Annotated in this window: 12 protein-coding genes; 5 read left to right on the forward strand and 7 right to left on the reverse strand. The window is 69.9% G+C overall.

The genetic code is table 11. The features are described from left to right. Window positions 1-7: 7 nt before the first annotated feature. The 7 genes from NVU01S_RS15615 to NVU01S_RS15645 all read right to left on the reverse strand — a co-directional run bounded on the left by NVU01S_RS15615 (window position 8) and on the right by NVU01S_RS15645 (window position 18,873). Window positions 8-823 (reverse strand): ABC transporter permease, encoded by an 816-nt coding sequence (locus NVU01S_RS15615; RefSeq protein WP_043673925.1) that lies wholly within the window; start codon window positions 821-823, stop codon window positions 8-10. Continuing rightward, window positions 823-1,641 carry an ABC-2 transporter permease gene (locus tag NVU01S_RS15620; RefSeq protein ID WP_043673924.1) on the reverse strand — a complete coding sequence of 273 codons (819 nt, stop codon included), beginning with the start codon at window positions 1,639-1,641 and terminating at the stop codon, window positions 823-825. Before NVU01S_RS15620 ends, NVU01S_RS15615 begins: the two co-directional genes overlap by 1 nt. Next, window positions 1,638-2,630 (reverse strand): ATP-binding cassette domain-containing protein, encoded by a 993-nt coding sequence (locus NVU01S_RS15625; protein WP_043673921.1) that lies wholly within the window; start codon window positions 2,628-2,630, stop codon window positions 1,638-1,640. The genes NVU01S_RS15620 and NVU01S_RS15625 overlap by 4 nt, the downstream gene beginning before the upstream one ends. Further along, window positions 2,627-15,964 (reverse strand): non-ribosomal peptide synthetase, encoded by a 13,338-nt coding sequence (locus NVU01S_RS15630; RefSeq protein ID WP_043673918.1) that lies wholly within the window; start codon window positions 15,962-15,964, stop codon window positions 2,627-2,629. The genes NVU01S_RS15625 and NVU01S_RS15630 overlap by 4 nt, the downstream gene beginning before the upstream one ends. Window positions 15,965-16,166: 202 nt before the next feature. Further along, the gene (locus NVU01S_RS15635; protein ID WP_043673911.1) at window positions 16,167-16,619 is read right to left on the reverse strand and encodes an AMP-binding protein; all 453 of its coding nucleotides are present in this window, start codon (window positions 16,617-16,619) and stop codon (window positions 16,167-16,169) included. A 161-nt stretch (window positions 16,620-16,780) separates the two neighbouring features. After that, window positions 16,781-17,875 (reverse strand): ABC transporter substrate-binding protein, encoded by a 1,095-nt coding sequence (locus NVU01S_RS15640; RefSeq protein WP_052280828.1) that lies wholly within the window; start codon window positions 17,873-17,875, stop codon window positions 16,781-16,783. A gap of 191 nt (window positions 17,876-18,066) precedes the next feature. Further along, complete coding sequence (locus tag NVU01S_RS15645; RefSeq protein WP_043673898.1) at window positions 18,067-18,873, reverse strand: VOC family protein; 807 nt, start codon at window positions 18,871-18,873, stop codon at window positions 18,067-18,069. A gap of 276 nt (window positions 18,874-19,149) precedes the next feature. On the opposite strand from NVU01S_RS15645, the gene ctaD reads away from it, so the two are divergent. The 5 genes from ctaD to NVU01S_RS43380 all read left to right on the forward strand — a co-directional run bounded on the left by ctaD (window position 19,150) and on the right by NVU01S_RS43380 (window position 23,940). Then, window positions 19,150-20,892, forward strand: a complete 1,743-nt coding sequence (ctaD, locus tag NVU01S_RS15650; protein ID WP_029898337.1) for an aa3-type cytochrome oxidase subunit I — start codon at window positions 19,150-19,152, stop codon at window positions 20,890-20,892. 159 nt (window positions 20,893-21,051) lie between these two features. Further along, window positions 21,052-22,269, forward strand: a complete 1,218-nt coding sequence (serB, locus tag NVU01S_RS15655; protein ID WP_043673886.1) for a phosphoserine phosphatase SerB — start codon at window positions 21,052-21,054, stop codon at window positions 22,267-22,269. Between the two features lie 63 nt (window positions 22,270-22,332). Beyond that, complete coding sequence (locus NVU01S_RS15660; RefSeq protein WP_052280814.1) at window positions 22,333-22,806, forward strand: protease inhibitor I42 family protein; 474 nt, start codon at window positions 22,333-22,335, stop codon at window positions 22,804-22,806. Then, window positions 22,806-23,612, forward strand: coding sequence for an aminoacyl-tRNA hydrolase (locus NVU01S_RS15665; RefSeq protein WP_043673879.1), 807 nt, complete (start codon window positions 22,806-22,808; stop codon window positions 23,610-23,612). Before NVU01S_RS15660 ends, NVU01S_RS15665 begins: the two co-directional genes overlap by 1 nt. Window positions 23,613-23,766: 154 nt before the next feature. Continuing rightward, entirely contained in the window at window positions 23,767-23,940 is a 174-nt protein-coding gene (locus NVU01S_RS43380) for a hypothetical protein (RefSeq protein ID WP_156161682.1), read from the forward strand. Window positions 23,941-23,972 lie beyond the last annotated feature (32 nt).

Below are 23,972 nucleotides of genomic sequence, written 5' to 3' on the forward strand. Positions count from 1 at the left end.
GGGTTGGTCACCTTCTGCTGGCTCGGCGGTAGCCGATGGTGGCGGGGATGGCGAAGAGGGTGATGGCGCCCAGGGACCAGAGGAAGGTGAGGGTCAGGGGGCGGGCGAGGGGGCCTTCGAGGGCGAGGGCTTTCATGGCGTCGACGGCGACCGACATCGGCTGGTTGCGGACAACCGGTTGGATCCAGGTGGGGTAGGCGGCCAGGGGGACGAAACCGGTGCTGAAGAACATCATCAGCGAGGTGAGGATGGTGATCCCCTCGACCAGTGCGGCTTTGGCGTTGAAGACGGCGACCGAGGTGACCACGGTCGCGAAAGCCAAGCCGAAAAGCACTGGGATGAGCAGGAACACGAGCGTGGGCAGCAACCCTTGGTGGAAGCGGAAGCCGAGCAGGAACCCGACCAGGATGATGGCGAGGGTGCCCGCGAAGATCCGGCAGCCTTCGGCGACGATGCGGGACGCGAGCCCGGACGCCCGATGCACCGGTAGCACCCAGAAGCGGGCGAGCAGCCCCGCTTCCCGTTCCCGTCCGAGCAGCACCCCGCACGCGACGGCGCCGGAGACGGCACCGGCGATGGTGACCATCGGCACCGAACCGTAGAGCGCGCTTTCACCGGTGAAACGCTGGATCTGCCCGCCCACCACCGTTTCCAGCATGATCAGCAGCAGGCACGGGATGATCAGGGCTTCCAGCAGGGTGACCGGATTGCGCGCCCAGCGCAGCAACAGCCGTTGGGTCTGGATCAGTGTGTGCCGCAGCAGCGCCGCGGTGGATACCTCCGAGGCGCGGACGTCCTCGCTTCGATCGGCCAGCAGTGCCATCATGCCCTCCCTGCGCTCAACCGGATGGTCAGCGGTATGCACACGAGCAGAATCGCGGCGGTCCAGGCCAGCGACGGCCCCATCAGCGACCAGCTGACCTGGCCCGCGTTGCCCAGCGAGTCACCCGCCAGCGCGCGCAGGCCGATGACGAACTGCGAGACCGGCTGGTTGCGGACGAACGCCTGGACCCAGGCCGGAAACTGATGTGCCGGAGCCAATCCCGTGGACAGCATGCCGAAGATCAAGGGCGGCAACACCAAGGCCTGCGTGGTGGCTTCCGGGCTGCGGGACAGGGTGCCGATCACGTCCGCGCCGAGCGTCAGCGCGGTGCCGATGAGCATCGACAGCAGCAGGAAGCCGAGGGTGTGCGCGGTGTCGAGATAGAACCGGAACCCGATGACGTGCCCGCATACGACGGCCGCGCACAGCGACAGGGCCAGCCGGAAGATGTTGCCCGACATGCGCGCCGAGACCGGCACGAGCCGGCCGACGGGCATCGACCCGAAGCGCCGGTTGAGTCCGGCCACGGAATCGGTGGCCGCGCGGAAGGCGGCCGAGATGGCGGTGAAGGCAGCGGCCTGTAGCACGACGAGCGGCATCATGAACTGCGCGTAGCTGCTGAATCCGGTGCCCGCGAACGTCATCACCGTCTTCAGCGGAATGTAGAAGCCCGCGGTGAACGTCGCGGGGGCGAGGATCGAGGTCAGCACCTCACCGGTTTTGACCGAGGGCACGATCAACCGGGACGTGAGCACCCACCATTGCCGGGCGCGCGCCGGCGTCGCGCCGACCTCGGCGAGCCAAGCTCCCGTGGTCATGAGACCGCCTCCACGTCAACGGCTTTCGCCTCGTCGGCGGTGGCGAGGTGTCCGGTCAATTGCAGAAACACGTCGTCGAGCGACGGCCTGCGCAACGCGATGTCGACCAATTCGACTTGCGCTCCGTCCAACCGCCGCAACGCTTCCGCGAGCGTTTTCGCCCCGTCGGGCGCGGGGATGGTGATGCGATCCGAATCCGGTGTCAGCGCGGCCCGATTCTCCGCGGGCAGCAGCGGTCCAAGGGCGGCGGCGATGACGTTCAGGTCGGTCAGGTCCAGCGGCACCACTTCGCAGTAGCTGCCGCCGGTCCGGGATTTCAGTTCGTCCGCGGTGCCCTGGGCGATCACCACACCGTGGTCGATCACGATGATGCGATCGCTCAGCGCGTCGGCCTCCTCGAGGTACTGGGTGGTGAGCAGGGTGGTGATGCCCGCCTTCTTGAAGCTGCGCACCAGATCCCAAACCCCTTGCCTGCTACGGGGATCCAGCCCGGTCGTCGGCTCGTCGAGGAACACCACATCCGGCCGGACGACGAGGCCGCACGCGATATCGATGCGCCGCCGCATCCCGCCCGAGTAGGTGCCGACCCGGCGGCCCGCCGCACTGATGAGATCGAACTCGGCGAGCAGCTCGTCCGCCCGGGCGCGGGCGGCGCGTTTGCGCAGGCCCATCAGCCTGCCGAACATCACGAGATTCTCGTAGCCGCTGAGCATGTCGTCGAGCGCGGCGTACTGCCCGGTCAACATGATGGAACGGCGCACGGCCGCCGGGTCGGTGACGACGTCGTGCCCGGCGACGAGCGCGCGGCCGCGGTCCGGGGCGACGAGCGTCGAGAGGATGTTCACCGTGGTGGTCTTGCCTGCGCCGTTGGGGCCGAGGATGCCGAGGATCTCGCCCGGCGTCGCCACGAAATCGACGCCGCGCAAGGCCTGCACGGCACCGAACGACTTCTCGATGCCCTCGACCACCACTCCCTGCTCGGAATTCATTGTTGTCCTTCCAGATGTTCGTCGAGCACGCGCGCGATGATCGGCAGCACGTGTGGTGCGGTCAGCTCGTTGTGGGTGACCTCGATGTCGTGGTTGACGACGGAACCGGTCGCGTACGGCCGCCAGCCGTCCGGTCCGACGATCTCGGAGCTGTCCACCGTCGCGCTGAAATACAGCAGGTCCCCGTCGAATACGGGTCGCTGATACCCCGCGCGGGAGCGGGCGGCCGCGTTGTACGACTCGGTCAGCCGCTCGATCATGCCCGCGTCGACGAGCGTGAGACCGCCGAGCCGTGCGCGGATGCGCTCGGCCGCCTCGCTCGCGGTCGCCTCGGCGGGCACGTCGTGGATCCCGAAGATCGCGCCGAAACTGTTGACGAAGGCGCCCGCCGTGAGCTGTTCGACGTCCGAACCGTCGACGTCGGCGGTATCCGAATCCAGCAGGGCGACAAGGCCGACGCGGTGTCCGTCCGCCTGCAACCGGGCCGCGACGGCGTGTGCGATCACACCGCCGAACGACCAGCCGAGCAGGTGGTACGGCCCGGACGGTTGCAGCGCCCGAATCTCGCGGACATACCGGTCGGCGAACTCCTCGATCGAGCGCAGCGACGGCTCGCGGCCGCTGAGGTCCGGCGCCTGCAGGGCGTAGATCGGCCGCCCCGGCCGCAGCGTCTGCGCGAATCCCAAGTAACTCCAGGAGATTCCGGACGACGGATGGATGCAGAACAGCGCGGGCTCGGTACCGTCCGCCCGGATCGGCAATACCACGTCCAGTCCCAGCGCGAGGTCCGGTGCGGGCCGGACCGTCGCCGCTTCCTCCTCCGCCGCAAGCCGCGCGGCGGGGGTGTGCGCGAATTCGGCTGCGGCACCGAGCGCATCGAGCCACAGACCGGCCAGCCCGGCGATCTCGGCGCGGTGCAGCAGGGTCTGCGGGAACGTGAAGTCCGCGCGCAGCTTGCCGTCGACCACTACCGTGTTCACCTCCAGCACCGAGAGCACCGGCAGGTCGGCATCGGCCGCGGTGGACAGCGCATCGAACCCGTCGGCCCGTGTCCACCCCAAGCCGTCGAGTCCGGCCGGGACATCGGAAGGGGACTCGGCTCCGCGAAAACGGAAGCCGATCTGTCCCGGTGCCCCTCCGGCGGTGCGCAGCCGGGTACCGGTGTCCGGGTTGAGGTAGCGCAGCATCCCGAACCCGATCCCGTTGTCCGGCACCGCGTTCAGCTGCTGCTGCACCGCACGGATCGCCGTGCCCAGCGCCGGACCGGCCGCGAACGCGGCGTCCACGTCGACCTGCGCGAGTTCGAGCCGCACCGGGTAGTGCCCGGCGAGCGAACCGATCGTGCGCGACAAGCTCGCACCGAGGACGACGTCGGCTTGCCTGCCCCCTCCGGCCAGGCGCAGCAACGTATCCGTAGCCGCCTCCCCGGATCGCTGGGCCCGCCAGCGCTGCAGCGCCAACGTGAGCGCGGTCAGCAGGACGTGCTCGGTGTCGGCCGCGAACAGTCTCGGCAGATCCGTGCATACGGTCGCGGTGACGTCGGCGGATGTTTCGCAGCGCACCGTGCGCAGCCGGCGCGTCCGATCGACGGCGGGATCCAGTGCCCGGCTGCCGATCATCGGGTCCGCGCCGGCGAGCACACCTTGCCAATACCCGAGCTCGGCAACGCGGGTGGCGCGGTGGGCTTCGTCGACGAGCGCGTGGGCCCACCGGCGCATGGACGTTCCGGTCTCCGCGAGCACCGCGGTGTTGCCGACGCGCACCTGCGCCCATGCCGCCATCAGGTCCGGCAGCAGAATCTCCCACGAGTCATCGTCGATCAGCACCCGGCTCGCCAGCACGAGCAGCCGACCGGTGCTGGTCCGCGCGCCGGCGTCGCCGACCGGATCGAGCCAGAGGCACCGCAGCACAACACCGTTCGCCGGGTCCAGCCGGTTGATCGGCGAATCCAGTTCGGCCAGCACGTATTCGCGCAGATCGGTGGAATCGGTCGCGGCCTCGAACTCGACCCGGCGCACCAGCGCGCCGACCTCGACCGAGCCGGATTCGCCCACCTGCAACCGCCACTCGCCGCCGTCGCGCCGCAGCCGTGCCCGGAGCATGTCGTGCCGGTCGATCACCGCCGCGAGGGTCGTGACCAACTGCGCACGGTCGATGCCGATCGGCAGCTCGAGCGCCGCGATGCGTGCCGTGCGCAGGAAACCGCTGTCCTGCTCCAACAGATACCGCGTCGTCGGCGGGAGCGGCAGGTCACCGACGCCGCCACCGGGCAGCTCCGCCAGCGGCGCGACCGCACCGGTCTCGTCCACGGCCGCGGCCAGCGCGGCGACGGTGCGGTGCTCGAACACCTGGAGCGGCGTGCAGTCGATGCCCCGCTGCTTCGCCTGGGACACCAGCTGGATCGCGAGAATGCTGTCGCCGCCGAGCTCGAAGAACGACGCGTCGATACCGACCCGGTCGAGTCCGAGCAGGCCGGCGACGATCTGCGCCAAGGCTTCCTCGGTCGCGGTCCGGGGTGCGCGGTACTCGGTCTCCGTCGTGCTGAACTGTGGTGCGGGCAACGCTTTTCGATCCAGTTTGCCGACCGCGGTGAGCGGGATCTCGTCCAGGACGACGAACGCCGACGGCACCATGTAGCCGGGCAGCGCCTCGGCGGCGAACTCGCGGATCTGTGCGAGATCGAGTTCGACACCGGGCTTCCGGACGAGATACGCGGCCAACACGGTGCTGCCAGCGGGCCCGGCGACGCCCAGCGTCAGTGCGAAATCGACACCGTCCGCCCGCCCGAGCACCGCATCGATCTCGCCGAGTTCGATCCGCTGCCCGCGCACCTTCACCTGGAAGTCGGTGCGGCCGAGGTACTCCAGCACCGGCCCGCCGTGCGTATCGGCCGCCGTCCACCGCACGAGGTCGCCCGTGCGATACATCCGTTCACCCGGCGCGCCATAGGGATTCGTCACGAATCGACCGGCGGTCAGGCTCGGCCTGGCGTGGTAGCCGCGTGCCAGCGCGGGCCCGGCGAGGTAGAGCTCGCCCGCGACGCCGATCGGGACCGGGCGCAGCCTGGCGTCGAGCACCATGGCGGCCGCGCCGCGAATGGGCGGCCCGAGCGAGACGGGTGCGCCGACGCGCACCGCGGCACCGGTTGCCACGACGGTGAATTCGGTCGGCCCGTATAGATTCACCATCCGCAGGCCGCGACGGTGGCCGCACCACCGCTCGACGAGTTCGGCACCGACCGCCTCGCCGCCCACCGCGAGCACCCGCACCTCCGGCACGCCGGCCGAATCGATGGTGGCGAGCGCGGACGGTGTGATCATCACGTGCGTGACGTGCTCGGCGTCGATCAGTTCGGCCAGCGCTGCGCCGCCGAACACCTCGGCGGGCGAGACGACCGAAGCGCCACCCCAGCCGAACGCCATCAGCGCCTCGAGAATCGACGCGTCGAAACTCGGTGAGGCGACGTGCAGTACCCGCGACTCCTCGTCCAGGTCGAGCAGATCGCCCTGGGCCGCGACGAAATCGGCGATGCCGCGGTGCGTCACGGACACGCCCTTGGGAGTGCCGGTGGAGCCGGAGGTGTAGATGAGCCAGGCGGGATTGTCCAGCCGGATCGGTCGCGGCAATTCGTGGTCGCGCACCGGACGGGCGTTCGCGGCGGACCACCGCTGCACGACGTCGAGATCATCGAGCACCAGCCAATCGGTGCTGTCCGGCAGCAGGTCCCGGTAGGCCCGCAGTGTGAGGCCCACGCGCGCACCGGAATCGGTGAGCATGTGATCGATGCGCTCGATCGGGTGCTTCGGATCGACCGGCAGGAAGGCCGCCCCGATCTTCGCCGCCGCCCACAGACCCGTGAGCAGGTCGGGCGAGCGCGGCAGGCCCAGCGCCACGACGGTTTCCGGTCCGGCGCCCGCTTCGAGCAGGAGCCGGGCCAGTCGATTGGCGTGCGTGTCGAGTTCGCGATAGGTGGTCGTGTCACCGGCCGCGACCACGGCGGGCCGTTGCGGATACCGAGCCACCGTGGCCGCGAGCAAGGCGGGCAGCGTTGTGGTGCCGACGCTGTCGAAGCCGCGCACCGGAATCAGTTGCGCGCGTTCCTGATCGTCGAGCAGTTCGATCTCGGCGAGCCGCACGTCGGGCCGGGCCAGTACCGCGGCCAGGATCCGGCGCCAGCGGGTGACGAACGAGGACACGGTCGCCTCGTCGAACAGGTCCGTCGCATAGGTCAGGACACCGGCGAGACCCGCCGGGCCGGACGCATCGAAGCGTTCGCGCAGATCGAGGGTCAGATCGAATTGCGAAGCGCGCCGGTCGAAGTCCTCCACCGCCAGCCGCAGCCCGGGCAGTTCCAGCACCGGCTCGACGAAATTCTGCAACGACAGCGACACCTGGAACAGCGGGTGGTGGGCCGTCGACCGGGCCGGATTCAACGCCTGCACGAGACGTTCGAAGGACACGTCGGCGTGGGCGAACGCGTCGAGATCGGCCGTCCGTACGGCACGCAGGAACTCGGCGAATTCGAGCCCCGGATCGACCACGGTGCGCAACGCGAGCGTGTTGACGAACATGCCGACCAATTCGTCCAGTGCGGCCTCCCCGCGGCCCGCCACGGGTGTGCCGACCACCACGTCGTCGGTGCCGCCGAGCCGTGCCAGCAACACGGCCAGGGCCGCGTGCACGACCATGAACAGGCTCGTCTGTTGCGCCGCCGCGAATCCGACCAGGGCACTGTGCAATTCGGCCTCGATCGTGAACTCGACGTCGGCGCTGTGCATCGACTGCACGGCCGGGCGCGGGCGATCGGCGGGCAGCTCCAGCACCTCGGGGGCGTCGGCGAGGGTCTCGGTCCAGTACCGAATCTGGCGTGCCGCCAGGGATTCCGGATCGGTCTCGCTGCCGAGTACCTCACGATGCCACAGCGCGAAGTCGGCGTACTGCACCGTCAACGGCACCCGTGTGGTGTCGGCCCCCGCCGCACGCTCGGAGTAGGCGGCGACGAGATCGGTGGCCAGCGGCGCCATCGACGCGCCGTCCGCGCTGATGTGGTGCACCACCAGGACAACGACGTGCACCGCTGCGGCCTCGGCGACCGGCGACGGCTCCGCCGTGGCATGACCGGACGCTACGGCGGGCAGGCCCGCGAACGCACCGGACGACACCGCCGGAGCACCGCCGACCGCACCCGACGACACCGGACCCGCCGCTCGCGTGGCGCCGGTCGCCGCGACGGAACCCGCTGTGACACGGAACAAGCCGACCCGCAGCGGCGACTCGTGGCTGAGGTCGAAGCCGGTACCCGCGAGGGCGTTGATCCGAGTACGCAGGGCCGCACCGTCTTCGGTGTCGACGACGACGAGCCCGGGATCCGCCGATTCGGCGTTCAAGATCACCTGGCGCGGTCCCTGCGCGTCGGCCGGGTAGATCGTGCGCAGGCTCTCGTGCCTGCGCACCACATCGGTCAACGCGTGGCGCATCGCGTCGACGTCGAGTGTGCCGGTGAGGCGCAGTGCGACAGCGATGTTGTAGGCGGGCGAGCCGGGGTCGAGCCGGTTCAGCACCCACATCCGCTGTTGCGCTGGGGAGAGCGGGATGCGGTCCGGGCGGATGCGCGGCGCGAGCGCGAACCGGCCCGGCGCACCGTCGGTGGCGGGGACGACGCGGGCGGACAACTGCGCGACGGTGGGCGCGTCGAACAGGTCCCGCAAGGCGATGGTCGAGCCGAGCGCCGAATTGACCCGTGTGACAACCTTGGTCGCGCTCAACGAGTTGCCGCCGAGTTCGAAGAACGACTGATCGACGCCGACCCGCTCGGTGCCGAGCACGTCGGCGAACACCTCGGCCACCGCCCGCTCCACCGGTGTGCGGGGCGCCAGGTACGGCCGGTTGGCGTCCGAGAAGTCGGGCACCGGAAGCGCTTTGCGGTCCAGCTTGCCGACCGGCGTGAGCGGAATCGAGTCGAGCACGACCAGGTAGCCGGGCACCATGTACCCCGGCAGTTCGCCGGCGACCTGCACGCGCAGCCGTTCGGTATCGAGCCGCACGCCCGGGGCGGGCAGCACGTAGGACACCAGCACCGTCGCCCCGGCGGGCCCGGCGCGGCCGATCGTCACGGCGTACTCGACCTCGTCGTCACGCGAGAGCACGGCGTCGATCTCGCCGAGTTCGATGCGCAGGCCACGGATCTTGACCTGGAAGTCGCTGCGGCCCAGGTATTCCAGTTCGTAGTCGCCGTGCCGCCCGACGACCCAGCGCACCATGTCCCCGGTCCGGTACAGCCGTGCGCCGGGCGCGCCATAGGGATCGGCGACGAAGCGACCGGCGGTCATTTCGAAACGGTTGAAGTAGCCGCGGGCGAGTGCCGGTCCGGCCAGGTACAACTCGCCCGCGACGCCGACCGGGACCGCCCGCAGCCAGGTGTCGAGCACCATGGTGGCGGCGCCCCGGATCGGGCCGCCGATGGTGATCGGCTCGCCCGCGACGAGTTCGGCGGGCCCGGTGGCCCAGATGCTGAACTCGGTCGGCCCGTACAGGTTCACCATCCGCCGCCCGACCGACCAGCGGTCGATGAGTTCGGGGGTGGCCGCCTCGCCGGCCACCGCGAGCACGCGCAGCTGGTCGAGTCCGGTGGGTTCCATGGTGGCCAGCGCCGAGGGCGTGATCACCGCGTGGGTCACCCGTTCGGTGCGTAGCAGCTGTTCCAGTTCGGCGCCGCCGTAGACGTCCGGCGGCGACACCACGAGCCTGCCGCCCGCGCCGTGCGCGGTGAGCAGTTCGAAGACCGAGGCGTCGAAGCTCGGTGAGGCCACCTGCAGGGCGCTCGCCGTCGGGTCGAGGGCGAGTGTTTCCCGTTGGGCAGAAACAAGATTCGCGATGCCGCGGTGGCTGAGCAGCACCGCCTTCGGCTTGCCTGTCGAGCCGGAGGTGTAGATGAGGTAGGCTGTTTGGTCGAGGTCGATCGGGCCGCCGCGTTCGTCGTCGGTGATCGGCTCGGCGGAGACGGTCATCACGCGGCGGATCGTGTTCAGATCGTCGAGCAGCAGCCAGTCGATGCTGCCGGGCAGCGTCTCGCCGGTCGCGGTGACGGTGACCCCGATGGGCGCCTTCGAGTCGGTGAGCATGTGCTCGATCCGTTCGACCGGATAGTTGGGGTCCAGCGGCGCGAAGGCCGCGCCGGATTTGGCCAGTGCCCACACCGCCACCACTGATTCCAGCGAGCGGGTGAGCGCCAGCACCACGAAGACCTCGCGGCCGACACCGCGGCTCAGCAGCAGCCGCGCGAACCGATTGGACCAGGCGTCGAGTTCGCCGTAGGACATGGTGAGTTCGCCCGCGCTGACCGCGATGGCGTCGGGATCGATCGCCGCACCCGCGGCGAGGATCTCCGGAAGTGTGCTGAGCGCCAGCGATTCGGGCCCGTGCACCGGCAGCAGCGCCGCGCGCTCGGCCGCGTCGCAGTACTGCACCTGCGAGACCAGCGCCCGCGGATTGTCGGCGAGCTGGGTGAGCAGCCGGACGAAACGATCGAGCAACGGTCGCGCCGCGGCGGGCTCGAGCTGGTCGGCCATGAATTTCAAGGTGATCCGCAGCGTGTCGCGTCCGTTGTCGCCGCGCAGCGGAATGACCATGAGGTTCAACGGATACGGCGTGGCGTCGGTGCCTTCCACCTCGAGCACCCGCATGCCCGCGATGTCGAGCGCCTGGGACAGGGCCTCGCGGTCGATCGGATACGACTCGAAAACCGTGAGTGTGTCGAACAATTCGGCGAGACCCACGGCCTGATGGATGGCCGCCAGGCCGACGTGCTGGTGATCGAGCAACCGAGCCTGCTCGGCTTGCAGCCGGGCGAGCAGATCGACCACTTTCTCGGCCGGATCGAGCTGTACCCGCACGGGCAGCGTATTGATGAACAGGCCGACCATCTCTTCGACACCGGCCAGCTCCGGGGGACGCCCGGACACGGTGCCGCCGAACACCACATCGGTGCGTCCGGTGCGCATCGCGAGCAGCATCGCCCAGCTCGCCTGCACCAACGTATTGACGGTGGCGCCGGATTCGCGCGCGGCGGCTTCCAGGCGGGCGACCGTCTCGGCGGACAGATCGGTGGACAGCATCCCCGTCTCGGTCGATGCGATCCCGGCCAGGGTGGGCACCGCGCGGGTGGGGGTGTCGATGCCGGCCAGCGACTGCCGCCAGGCGGCGATCGAGGCGTCGTTGTCCTGTTCGGCCAGCCACCCGAGGAATTCGCGGTAGGAGTGCGCGGGCGGCAGGGCGGTCGCATCGCCCGAGGTGACGTAGAGCGTCAGCAGTTCACGCACCAGCAGTGGCGTCGACCAACCGTCCAGCACCAGATGGTGATTGGTCAAGACGAACCGGTACGCCTCGGCATCGGTCCGGATCAGCGTGCACCGGATCAACGGCGGCTTGGTGAGTTCGAATCGGGTGTGCGCGTCGAGCGCGATCACCCGATCGAGCTCGCGCTGCCGCTGATCGGGATCGGCGATGCCGGTCAGATCCACCTCGTGCCAGCCGATCTCGGCCGCGGCCAGCACGAGCTGGCGTGGGCCGTCGTCGGTTTCCACGAAGGCGACCCGCAGATTCTCGTGCCTGGTCACCAAGGCCTGTGCGGCGGTGCGCAATCGGGCCGCGTCGACGGTGCCCGCCAGGGTGAGCAGGGACTGCACGGTGTAGCCGTCGGCGGTGTCCGAGTCGTACAGCGCATGGAAGAGCAGGCCGTATTGCAGGGGCGAGAGCGGCCAGACGTCGGCGAGATCGCGGTACTCGCTCTCCCAGCTGTCGATCTGGGCCTGGGTGACCGGGACGAGGTCGAAGTCCGAGGGCGTGCGACCGCCCGCACCCGCGCCCGTCGCGTGCGCGGCGAGCCCGCGCAGCGCCGCGGTCCACAACTCGGCCAGCTGGTCCACCTCGGTGGCGGCGAGCAGCCGGGACGCGTAGGCCCAGGTCACTTCCAGGCCCGCGTCGGTGAGCACGGCGTTGATGTCGACGACCGCGGCCAAGGGCGCCCGATCGTCCTGCGTCGCCGTGAAACGTTGCGGCAGCCAAGGTCCCGTGTCCGCGCCGGTGGTGGCCCGGCCCAGATAGTTGAAGCTCAGCTGCGGAGTCGGCCCGGCGGCGAGCGCCGCGGCGGACTCGGCATGCAGATAGCGCAGCATGCCGAAGCCGATGCCCTTGTCCGGCACCGTGCGCAGCTGTTCCTTCGTCGCCTTGATCGCCGCGCCCGCCGCGGCGCCGCCGGCGAACGCCTCGTCCAGATCGATCCCCGTCAGGTCGATGGCCACCGGATACACGCTGGTGAACCAGCCGACCGTGCGCGCGACATCGGCGCCGGGCAGGATCTCCTCCGCCCGCCCGTGACCTTCGAGGGTGCACAGCGTCGCGCGCCGGTCCCGCCACCGGCCCACCGCCAGCGCGAGCGCGGCCAGCAGCACATCGTCTGCGCTGCAATGGAATCGGTCGGGGGCGGTGGTCAGTACGGCGGCCGCGATCTCCGGGACGATCACCGTCTGCCGCTGGGCCATGGTGGCGACGACATCGACCTCGGGGTCCAGGGGGGCGGTGCCGAAAGCCGGGTCCGGCGTCGCCAGGATCTCCTGCCAGAGCGGCAGTTCGGCGGTGCGTTCAGCGGCTTGCCCGGCTTGGCCGTGTGCCCAGCGCCGGAACGAGGTGCCGACCGGCGCGAGGGTGCCGCCCATGGCGGCGGTCGCGAGGTCCGGCAGCAGGACGCGCCAGGAGACGCCGTCGGTCACCAGATGGTGCAGCACCAGCCAGAGCGCGGGCTCGTCCGCTTCGAGCAGGACGAAGCGGGCGACCACGCCCGCCGCCGGATCGAGCAGGTCGGCGGCGCGTTGCAATTCGCGTTCCGCGCTCGCCGCGGGGTCCGCGTCCACCAGCACCGCCTCGACCAGGGACTCGGCATCGATGGCACCCGGTTCGGCCACCGTCCAGGACCAGCCGTCGTCGGTCCGGCGCAGCGCGGAGCGCAGCAGATCGTGCCGGTCCAGCAGTGCCTGCACCGCCGCGACGACCTGTTTCCGCTCGAACTTCGCGGGCAGGCCGACGAGTACCGCCTGCGCGAAACGTGGCCAGGCATCGCCCTGCGCCAGCATGGCGTGCACGATCGGGGTCAATTCGACTTCGCCGACGCCACCGCCCGGTAGTTCGTGCACCACCTGCGACGGCACCTCGGTCGCGACGGCCGCCAGCGCGGCAACGGTCTTGCGCTCGAACACATCTCGCGCGCTGAGGCCGAGGCCCGCGGCCTTCGCCCGCGACACGAGCTGAATGGAGACGATGCTGTCGCCGCCGAGCGCGAAGAAGCTCTCGTCGACGCCGACCCGGTCGAGGCCGAGCACCTCCGCGAAGAGCGCGGCGAGGGTCTGCTCGCGCGGCGTAGACGGCGCCCGGCTGACGAGTGCGCGGGTGCCGAAATCCGGTGCGGGCAGCGCTTTGCGGTCCACTTTGCCGAGCGGGGTGAGCGGAACGTGCTCGAGCACCATCACCACGGCCGGCACCATGTACGCCGGGAGTGTCTCTCCGGCAGCCGCTTTCACCGCCTCGGGATGTACCTCGGCGCCGGGCCGCGGCCGGACGTAGGACACCAACGCGGTCGCGCCCGTGCCGGTCTCGGCGCCGAGGGTGATCGCGAAATCGATCTCGGGCAGCCGCTGCAGCGCCGCATCGATCTCGCCCAGCTCGATCCGGAAGCCGCGCACCTTCACCTGGAAATCGCTGCGGCCCTGGTACTCCAGCTCGAGCCGGCCGCCGTGGCGGTGCCAGCGCACCAGGTCGCCGGTGCGATACATCCGCGTGCCCGCAGCGTACGGGTCGGCGACGAACCGGCCCGCCGTGAGCCCGTTGCGCCGGTGATATCCGCGCGCCACACCAGGGCCCGCGAGGTAAAGCTCCCCCAGGGTGCCGGGCGGTACCGGGCGCAGCCAGGGGTCCAGCACCACGGCGCGGACGCCACGGGCCAGGCCGCCGATGGTGACCGGTGCGCCCGGCACCAGCGGCCCGCTGAGGGTCGCGGTCACCGTGGTCTCGGTGGGGCCGTAGCCGTTGAGCAGCGTGCGGCCCGCCCACGTGGTCACCAGCTCCGGCGGGCAGGCGTCGCCGCCCACGATCACCGTACGCAGGTCGGGCAGGGCCGACGGGTCCAGCGAACCGACCACTGCCGGAGTGACATTCAAGTGTGTGACGCGGTGTGCCCGCAGCACCTCGGCCAGTTCCTCGCCCGCGTAGGCCGCGGGCGGCACGACGGCGAGGGTGGCGCCCGTCGCGAGCGTCACCAGGATCTCCTCGACCGAGATGTCGAAACTCGGCGAAACCGCGTGTGCGACCACGGAGTCCGCGGTGACCCCGAATCCGGCGGCGGAGCCGGTCGCGAGGTTGGCCAGTCCGCGATGCGACACCGCCACACCCTTGGGCAGACCGGTGGAACCCGAGGTGTAGATGAGGTAGGCGATCTGGTCGAGGTGCAGCGCGCCGGTGCGGTCGGCGGCCGTCACGGGGGCTGGGTCCTGTTCGGCCACGGTGCGATCGGTGTCCGCGTCGTCGAGGATCAACCAGTGCACCCGGTCCGGCAGCGCGGCCCGTGCCGCCGCGACCGTCAGTCCCGCGACGACACCGCTGTCGCCGATCATGTGCTCGATCCGGTCCGCCGGATAGGTGGGGTCGATCGGGACGAACGCCGCTCCGGTCTTGGCGACCGCGAGGGTGGCCAGCACGGATTCCAGCGAGCGCGGGATCGAGATCGCCACGGCGCGTTCGGGTCCGGCCCCTGCCGCGATCAGTACCCGGGCGAGGCGATTCGTGCGCTCGTCGACCTCCCGGTAGGTGAGCGCGACGTCGCCGGCGCGGAGCGCGATCGCGTCCGGATCGAGTCTTGCTCCGGCCGTGAGGATTTCGGGCAGCGTGCGGGCGGCCACACCTTCGGCCCCCGTGGCGGGCACCAGCTCGGCCCGTTCGTCCTCGGACACCACCGGCACCGTCGAGAGCGCCGCCTCCGGCCCGGCCGTGAGGAACTCGTGCAGAAAGCGCAGGAAGCGCCGGTGCTGCGCGGCCAATGCGGTGTCGCTGTACAGGTTCGCGTTGGCCTGGAAGTCGATGTGGGTGCTCTCGCCGCCCACGCCGGGATAGAAATTGAGGAACAGGTCATCGATCAGACCCGAGGTCAGCACATGCAACCGCCCGGTCACCGGACCGAGCTGAATCCTGGTGTCCACCATCATCAGGTTCACCGAGGGACCGAACGACGCGGCCTCGTCCATCGACCAACCCAGGTCGCGGAAGATGTCCTCCTGCCGGTATCGCTGCCTGCGCAGCGCGCTGGTCAGCTCACCCTGCGCGGCTCGGATCACCTCGCCCACTGTGGTGGTGGGGGTCAGCCGCAGCCGCAGCGGTACGACATTGGCGATCATCCCGCCGGACCGCCGCAGGATCGCGGTGGTGCGTGCCGAAACCGGCAGGCTCAGCACCACTTCGGCGGCGCCGGTCATCGCCGCCAGGTACGCGCCGAAGGCGGCGACCACGGTCGGCGCGACGCCGGAGTCGGCTTCCTTGGCGACGGACTCCAGCAGCACCGCGGTGTCCGGCGGCAGCGCGCCGGCGACGCGGCTGGGATGCGCGTCGACCTCGGCGGTGCGGCCCGCGAGGCTGACCGGATCGGCCACCCCGTCCAGATGGCTCAGCCAGTGCTCGCGGTCGGCCGCGAACCGTTCCGAGGTGCGGTAGGCGAGATCGGCCTCGACGATTTTGCGCAGATCCTCGGCCTTGGCCGCGGGCGGCTCCGCGCCCGCGAGCGCCGCGTTGTACAGCTCCCCGGTGCGCTGCACCATGGTCAGCGCGCCCATACCGTCCAGCACGATGTGGTGGATGCGGGAGTACCAGTACCAGCGGTCCTCGGCGAGGCGCAGCATCACCACCCGGACCAGCCGGTCGCGGGTGAGGTCGAGCGGCGCGTTGTATTCCGCGCGCATCCAGGCGTGCGCGGCGGCTTCGGGATCCGGCTCGCCGCGCAGGTCCAGCGTGATCAGGTGGTCGTCCAGGGTGGGGTCGACGAACTGGAACGGCTGACCGGCTACCTCGACCAACCGCAGATAACCGGTGCCGAATTCGCGCCCGGCCTGCCGCGCCGCCCCGGCGAGCAGGTCGAGCTCGATCGGACCGCGCAACTCGACGTACTGGGCGATCGAGATGGGAGTGTCGCCGGCGATGTGCTGGGCGAACCAGATGCCGCGCTGGGCCGCCGAGAGCGGGAAGGCGCCTTCGGGCAGACCGGTAGCGGTCTCGAGGGATGCGAGGGAAGGCTGTTGCATGAATAGTCCTACGTTCTTACCGCTCACAGCTGCGCGGCTGTGACCGCCGCTGGCTTCCGCGGTAGTGGTAGTACCTGCCGCACAGCTTCGCGACAGGTTCATTCTGAACCGATGACGTGTGCACCGATGGGTGTTTGCCGACATGCGGTACCCGGACACGCGACAGGCGCGCCCGAACGACGTCGGACGCGCCTGTCGCAGCTCAGGCCGCGAGCGGGTGGTCGGCGGGGGTGAGCGGGGCGTCGGAGCCCGCGAGATAGCGCTGCAGGGTCGAGCGGTCGTCGAGCACCAGCCAGTCGATCGCGTCGGTGAGTTCGCCGCGGCGGGCCTTGGTGGTGACCCCGACCGTGGTGCCGAGGGCGAACGAGGCGTCGCCGGTGGCCGGGACCGGGATGCCGCCGATCTTCACCGTGGCGCGCTCGGCGACCACCGACTCGATCTCGTCGTCGATCGCGATCGCGACGCGGGTGTCGAGACCGGCGCCGAGCCCGAGCAGCAGCCGGCCCAGGCGGTTGGACCAGCGGTCCAGCTCGGCGTAGGTGAGGGCGCAGTCGGGGGTGGACGCCACGACCGCGTTCGGATCGACCACGGCGACGGGCCGCGCGAGCGGCAGCAGGCGGAGGTTGTCGGTCTGCGATGCGGTCAGCGTGTACATGATGTCCGTCCCTCGAAGTCTCGGAGAAGAGGTTTCTTGCTTGCCTCTAAATCTCGGCCACGAGGGCGAACTTCGACAGCAACCCAAGCGCTGGACGCTGTCCCTCCCAGGGTGTGCGTTTTTCACCCCAGGGGGTACCGCGGTATCTGGTACCGCCGCGGTCAGTCGGTGACGAACCCGTTCAGGGTGCCGGTCAGATCGGTGAGCAGCGCCCGCGCGGCGGTGAGACCGTTGCCGTGCCAGACGGTGTCCTCGACCGCGAAGACCCGCTTGTCGGTCGAGGCGCCGAGATCCTTGAAGGCATCCGAGCGCAGCACCTGCTCGCCGTGCTTCTTCCCGTCCGCGCCGGCCAGCAGCACATAGATCAGATCGCCCTCGAGCTTGCCGGCGAACTCGTCGGGCCGCACGTCGAAGGTGGTGCCGCGCTGGGCCTGTGGCCGCTGCACACCCGCGTCGGCGAGGATCTGGCCCGCGAAACTGTTACTGCCCTGAACCTGGTTGGTATCACCGGTGAATCGGAGCACCGAGGCCTGCGTCTGGCCGGAGCTGAGCATGTTGCCGGTGTCGGCCGCCGCGGTGCGATAGTCCTCGAGCGCGGCGTCGGCGGCCGCTTTGCGGCCCAAACCGGCTGCGAGCGCGGTGAATTCGGCCTGCCAGCTGTTGTTCGCGCCGACCAGCACGGTGGGCGCGATCGCCTGCAAGGCGTCGAAACTCGCGGTGGCCGTGGGGATGTCGCCGATGATGAGGTCCGGATGCTGCTCGGCGATCAGGGCCGGGTTCGGCTGGGCCGCGGTGCCGACGCCGGGAATCTTCAGCACACCGGTGCCGAGATAGGCCGGCTGCGGGCTCGGTCCGTCGATGGTCACCGCGCCGACCACGCGTTCCCACAGGCCGACCGCGCAGGTCGCGTCCAGGGCGGAGGTGGTCAGCACGACGATGCGCTTCGGGTCGGCGGGCACCTCCGAGACGCCCGCGGCGTGGGTCACCGTGCGGGTGCTGCCGTTGGCCGGGTCGGGTGCGCTCGGCAGCGGGCACGCGCGCGTGGTGTCGCGTTCCAGCCCCACCACGCCCGCCCCCGCGATATTGGTCGTGGTGCGCACGATGGTGCTCGCGTCGTCGGTCTTGCTGCACCCCGCCGCGACGACGGTGGCGGCGAGCGCGACGACGGCGGCCAGCCGGCGCCGCGCCACACGGGCGCTGCCGGATCCGGGAGTAGCTGTGCGGTTTCGGGTACGAACGAAGGCGCTCAGCGGCATGCGGGTGAGGGTACATGCGCCGACCGGTCCGGCGGGGGAGAGGTCACCGCCGCCGCGCGCCGCGCGCCGCACCCGGCAGGCCTCGTCCGACCCTGCGTTTGCGCCGGTATCGGCTTTTCGCGGGCCGTCGCAGGCCGTCCGCGCCGCCCGGAATCACACTGCGCGGCAGGGGATTCCGGGCCGCTGTGTGGTTACTCGGTCTTGTTGCCGCCGAGGTTGAACCGGGCGCCGGTGGCGTCGGTGACCGTCGCCATCCGGCCGAACTCGGCGTCCTGGGCCGCGGACAGCACCGATCCGCCGAGCTCGACCACCTTGGCGACCGCCTCGTCCACGTCCGCGGTGCCGAAGTACACGGTCCAGCTCGCGGGCGCGCCCTCGGGCAGGAAAGCCGCGGCGTCCAGCACGCCGCCGAGCATCGGGCTCTGTGCGTGAATGGTGGTGTAGCGGTATTCGGGTCCGTCCGCGATGGTGAACGGGTCCCGCCAGTCGAAGGTCGTGCGATAGAAGTCCAGCGCGGCGTCGTAGTCGCGGGTCTGCAGTTCGAACCAGGCGGGCACGCCGTCGTGGTCGCTCCACTGCCCGCCGGTGACCAGCGCGGCGGTCTCGATGCCGCCGAAAGTGCCTGCCTGCCAGATGCCGACGCCCGCGCCGCCGATATCGCCGAGCACCGCCATATGACCGATATCGCCGATCGCCATCGTCGGCACGACGACCGTGGCCCCCTGCGCGACCGCCTTCTTCTCTGTCGCCGCGGCGTCCGGGCTGGCGAGATAGACGGTCCACTGTTCCGGGCTGTCGTCGCCTGCCATCCGGCCCATCCCGCCCGCGACGGCCAGGCCGTTCTTGCGGAAGGTGAGGTAGCCGCCGAACTCGGCGGGCGCGCGATCCACGGTCCAGCCGAAGAGTTCGCGGTAGAACGCGATGCTGCGCTCGGGATCGGAGGTGTAGAGCTCGACCCAGCAGGGATCGCCGGGTGCGGGCTGGTTCGGAACGGTCATGGCTGGTCTCCTGGCCTGGGGTGGAACAGTGTCTGCCATAGAGACGGTCGCCGCGCGGCTGACTCATCGGTAGCGTGTTGTGCGGAGTGGTCGGTCCGCCGGACCAGCGCTGTGGCCATCAACGAAATACGACACAGAGTAGGACCCGTGCGGATTGCTGCGGCAGCACGGTTTACGATTCCAGAAGCGCAAGCGAACTGTCGTCTGTTCCGACCCGGGGATGGATGCAAGCAGCGGAGCCTGCGGAGCGACCTAAAGGCACCTTCAGGAGGATCAGTGACTGCGGTAGAGCCCCAGCCAGTCCAGCAGTTGGAAGCGACTCGGCCGTATCCGGCACGGACCGGGCCGAAGGGTTCTTTTCTCTACAAGATGGTCACCACCACCGACCCCAAGGTGCTCGGTGTCATGTACCTGGTGACCGCGATGAGCTTCTTCCTCATCGGTGGTCTGATGGCGCTGATGATGCGCGCCGAACTGGCCCGCCCCGGTCTGCAGTTCCTCTCGCCCGAGCAGTTCAACCAGCTGTTCACCATGCACGGCACGATCATGCTGCTGTTCTACGCGACCGCGATCGTGTTCGGCTTCGCGAACATCGTGCTGCCGCTGCAGATCGGCGCCCCCGACGTCGCCTTCCCGCGCCTGAACGCGTTCAGCTACTGGCTGTACCTGTTCGGCGGCACGATGGCGACCGCGGGCTTCATCACCCCGGGTGGCGCCGCCGACTTCGGCTGGACCGCCTACACCCCGCTCACCGACATCCTGCACTCGCCGGGCGTCGGCGCGGACCTGTGGATCCTCGGTCTGGCCGTCTCGGGTCTGGGCACGATCCTCGGTGGCGTCAACATGCTGACCACCGTCGTCTGCCTGCGTGCTCCCGGTATGACCATGTTCCGGTTGCCGATCTTCACCTGGAACATCGCCGTCACCAGCGTGCTTGTCCTGCTTGCCTTCCCGCTGCTCACCGCCGCGCTGTTCGGCCTGGCCTACGACCGGCACCTCGGCGGCCACATCTACGACCCGGCCACCGGCGGCGTGCTGCTCTACCAGCACCTGTTCTGGTTCTTCGGCCACCCCGAGGTGTACATCATCGCGCTGCCGTTCTTCGGCATCGTGTCCGAGATCTTCCCGGTCTTCTCGCGTAAGCCGATCTTCGGTTACACCACCCTGGTCTACGCGACGCTGGGTATCGCCGCGCTCTCGATCGCGGTGTGGGCGCACCACATGTACGCCACCGGCGCCGTGCTGCTGCCGTACTTCTCGTTCATGACCTTCCTGATCGCCGTCCCGACCGGTGTGAAGTTCTTCAACTGGATCGGCACCATGTGGCGCGGCCAGCTGACCTTCGAGACACCCATGCTGTGGTCGATCGGCTTCCTGGTGACCTTCCTCTTCGGCGGTCTGTCCGGCGTCATCCTCGCGTCGCCGCCGCTGGACTTCCACGTCACCGACTCGTACTTCGTGGTCGCGCACTTCCACTACGTGCTCTTCGGCACCATCGTGTTCGCCACCTTCGCCGGCATCTACTTCTGGTTCCCGAAGATCACCGGCCGGATGATGGACGAGCGCCTCGGCAAGTGGCACTTCTGGACCACCTTCGTCGGCTTCCACACCACCTTCCTCGTCCAGCACTGGCTGGGCGCCGAAGGTATGCCGCGCCGCTACGCCGACTACCTGCCCAGCGACGGATTCACCACGCTGAACACGATCTCCACCATCGGCGCGTTCATCCTCGGCGCCTCGATGCTGCCGTTCGTGTGGAACGTCTTCAAGAGCTTCCGCTACGGCGAGGTGGTCACCGTGGACGATCCGTGGGGCTACGGCAACTCGCTGGAGTGGGCCACCACCTGCCCGCCGCCGCGGCACAACTTCTACGAGCTGCCGCGGATCCGGTCCGAGCGTCCCGCCTTCGAGCTGCACTACCCGCACATGGTCGAGCGGATGCGGGCCGAGGCGCACGTGGGCTGGGGTTCGGGCAAGCACGCCCACGATGTCCACGAGGGCGCGGTCGCGACCAAGTAGGCACAAGGATTACGACGACGAGTGTGCACCTGCTGGTGACAGCAGGTGCACACTCGTTTCTGCGGGAGCTTGCGCTCACCGCAGGGCATCATCGCCCGGAGCGACGTGACAACGAGGTCAAGCACAGCGACGGCGCACCACGACCCTGGAGCACATCAGTTGACCGACACCACCGTTCTCGTCACCGTCACCGGACCCGACCGTCCTGGTGTGACGTCCGTGCTGCTCGCCGCGATGTCCCGGCACCACGTGGACCTGCTCGACGTCGAGCAGGTGGTGATCCGCGGCCGGCTGACGCTCGGCGTGCTGGTCACCTGCCCGGGTGACGCCGAGTCCCTGCAGGACGAGCTCGAAGAAGCGATGAACACCGTCGGCATGCACGTCGATGTCGAGGTGGACGCGGAGATCGGCAGGCAGCCGATGTCCACCCACGCGGTGGTGATCCTGGGTGCCCCGGTCACCGCGCACGCGTTCAGCGCGGTGTCGCGACAGCTCGCCGCGCTCGGCGCGAACATCGACACCATTCGCGGCATCGCCGACTATCCGGTCACCGGAATGGAATTGCTGGTCACCGCGACGGATACCGGGGCCGACACCGACTCCCGACTGCGTACCGCGCTGGCCGAGATCGCGGTGGCCGAACAGGTCGACGTCGCGGTCGAGCGGGCCGGCCTGGCCCGGCGGGCCAAGCGCCTCATCGTCTTCGACGTCGACTCGACGCTGATCCAGGGCGAGGTGATCGAGATGCTCGCCGCGCACGCGGGCGTCGAGGAGGAGGTTCGCAAGGTCACCGAATCCGCGATGGCGGGCGAGATCGATTTCGCCGAATCGCTGCGCCAGCGCGTCGCGACTCTGGCCGGCCTGGACGAGTCGGTGATCGACGAGGTGGCCGACCGGATCGAGCTGACGCCCGGTGCCCGCACCACCATTCGCACGCTGCGCCGGCTCGGCTTCCGCTGCGGTGTGGTGTCGGGCGGGTTCCGTCAGGTGATCGAGCCGCTCGCACACGAACTGGAACTGGATTTCGTGCAGGCGAACACCTTGGAGATCATCGGCGGCAAGCTCACCGGCCGCGTGGTCGGCGAGATCGTCGACCGGGCCGCCAAGGCGACCGCGCTGCGCAAGTTCGCCGCCGAGGCGGGCGTGCCGATGGAACAGACCGTCGCGGTCGGAGACGGCGCCAACGACATCGACATGCTCAATGCCGCGGGACTGGGTGTCGCGTTCAATGCCAAGCCCGCGCTGCGCGAGGTCGCCGACGCGGCGCTGTCGCATCCCTACCTGGACGCGGTGCTGTACGTCCTCGGTGTCACCCGGCACGAGGTGGAGGCCGCCGACGCCCGGGACGGACTGCTCCGGCGCGTGCCGCTGGGCTGAGCGCCGGGTAGCCGGTGTCGATGTCCCGCTCGGGTCGGCGTCGTCGGTAGGCTGACGCCGACCATGATCATCAGGCGATCGGAGCTTTCGGTGCGCAAGACTCTGCTGGTGCTGTTAGTCGGGCTGTCGGTCGTCGGATGCGGCAAGGACGACGCTGCCGACGCGAAACCGACGTCCGCGGCGGCGCCGACGTCCGGCTCCGCGTTCTCGGTGCTGAACGCGACGCAGGAAGCCAACGGGCAGGAGCGTCGGCTCACCATCGGGCAGTCGCTGGTGCTGACCCTGCCCGCCAATCCGTCCACCGGCTTCTCCTGGCAGATTTCCGGCCTGGACCCGAATGTGGCTCGGGTGCAAGGCGAGCCGACGTTCAAGCAGGACCCGTCGGTGCCGGTGGCGCCCGGCGCGGGCGGCACGTCGGAGTGGACCTTCGTCGGTGAGGGCGCGGGCGTCACTCAGCTCACGATGGACTACATGCGCCCGTGGGAGCAGGGAATCGCACCCGCACAGACGTTTTCGCTGACGATCAAGGTGGAGTGATGTCGAGCATCCCGGAATGCGCGGCCGGAATCCGGGACGAACACGAAAGTCCGGGGCGGGCAGCCGAATTCGACGAGGCAGGCTTCCGCGTCCGGCACGCGGAGCTGGCGGCGGGCTACGGCGGCGCGGGCGACCCGGACGATCCGGCCCTGGTGCAGGCCATGCAGATCGTGCTGCACCTGCCCAAACAGGACCCGCCGCCGCGCAGCGCGCTGCTCGCCGCGGCCGCCACCGCGTCGGTGGCGTTGTGCCTGGATGAACGGGTCGGCCCCGGCGGCGAGTGGGCCGAGCGCTACCTGGCCTGGAAGCGCTCGCGCATCCGCAAGGTGAGCAGGCGAGCCCGCGGCGCCCAGTGGCTCGCCGCGAACGAGGTCGAGGGCGTCACCGCCGAGGTCGACGGGGCGCAGGCGCGCGCGTTCGTCCCCGGACCGGTCGGCGCGGTCGATCCGCGGATCAAGCGGTTGCAGATCGGTGGCACCGACCTCGAGCACGATGACCCGGGCCCCGCCCCGGCGGAACTGCCGGTGCTGTGGGTGAATTCGGCGCTCGGCATGACGCTCGGCAAGGCCGCCGCGCAGGTCGGTCATGCCAGCATGTTGCTGGCGGGTGCGCTGACCGTGGCGCAGGCGCGGTGCTGGGCCGAACGAGAATTTCGTTGTGCCGTCCGGGAAGCCGACGCGCGACAATGGAAAGTGTTGGCGGATGCGGTCGCACACGGGTCGGCAGTGGCCGTGCGCGACGCCGGGTTCACGGAAGTGGCGCCCGGCTCGATGACAGTGATAGCGGTCCCGGCGCAAGCCGGGTGACCGTCCGGAACAGTCGCGAGGGCCGAAGAGGCTTCGGGCGGGCCGAATCGGGGTATCACTCGAGGACGTTGTGCTCTATCTCGCCGGGCCTGCCGAGCGGAGGCTCGAAGACCCAAGGCAACGCGGCTTTGTCGACCGAAGGGATGGACCAGCTATGACGACGCTGCTGGTGATTCTCGCCGTCTGGGTGCTGCTGTCGGTTCCACTGGCCTTCCTCGTGGCGCGACTGCTACACAAGTCGCCCGAGCGGAACGAGCGGCATCCCGGGGCCGAGCACGACGACGACCAGCGGCTACGCGGTCTCTTCGCGCTCGGCCGCAAACGCTGACCCGGCGACACGCGCCACGCACCCCCGCCCGC

Origin of the sequence: Nocardia vulneris, from assembly GCF_001613425.1 — a bacterium.
Taxonomy (GTDB): domain Bacteria; phylum Actinomycetota; class Actinomycetes; order Mycobacteriales; family Mycobacteriaceae; genus Nocardia; species Nocardia vulneris.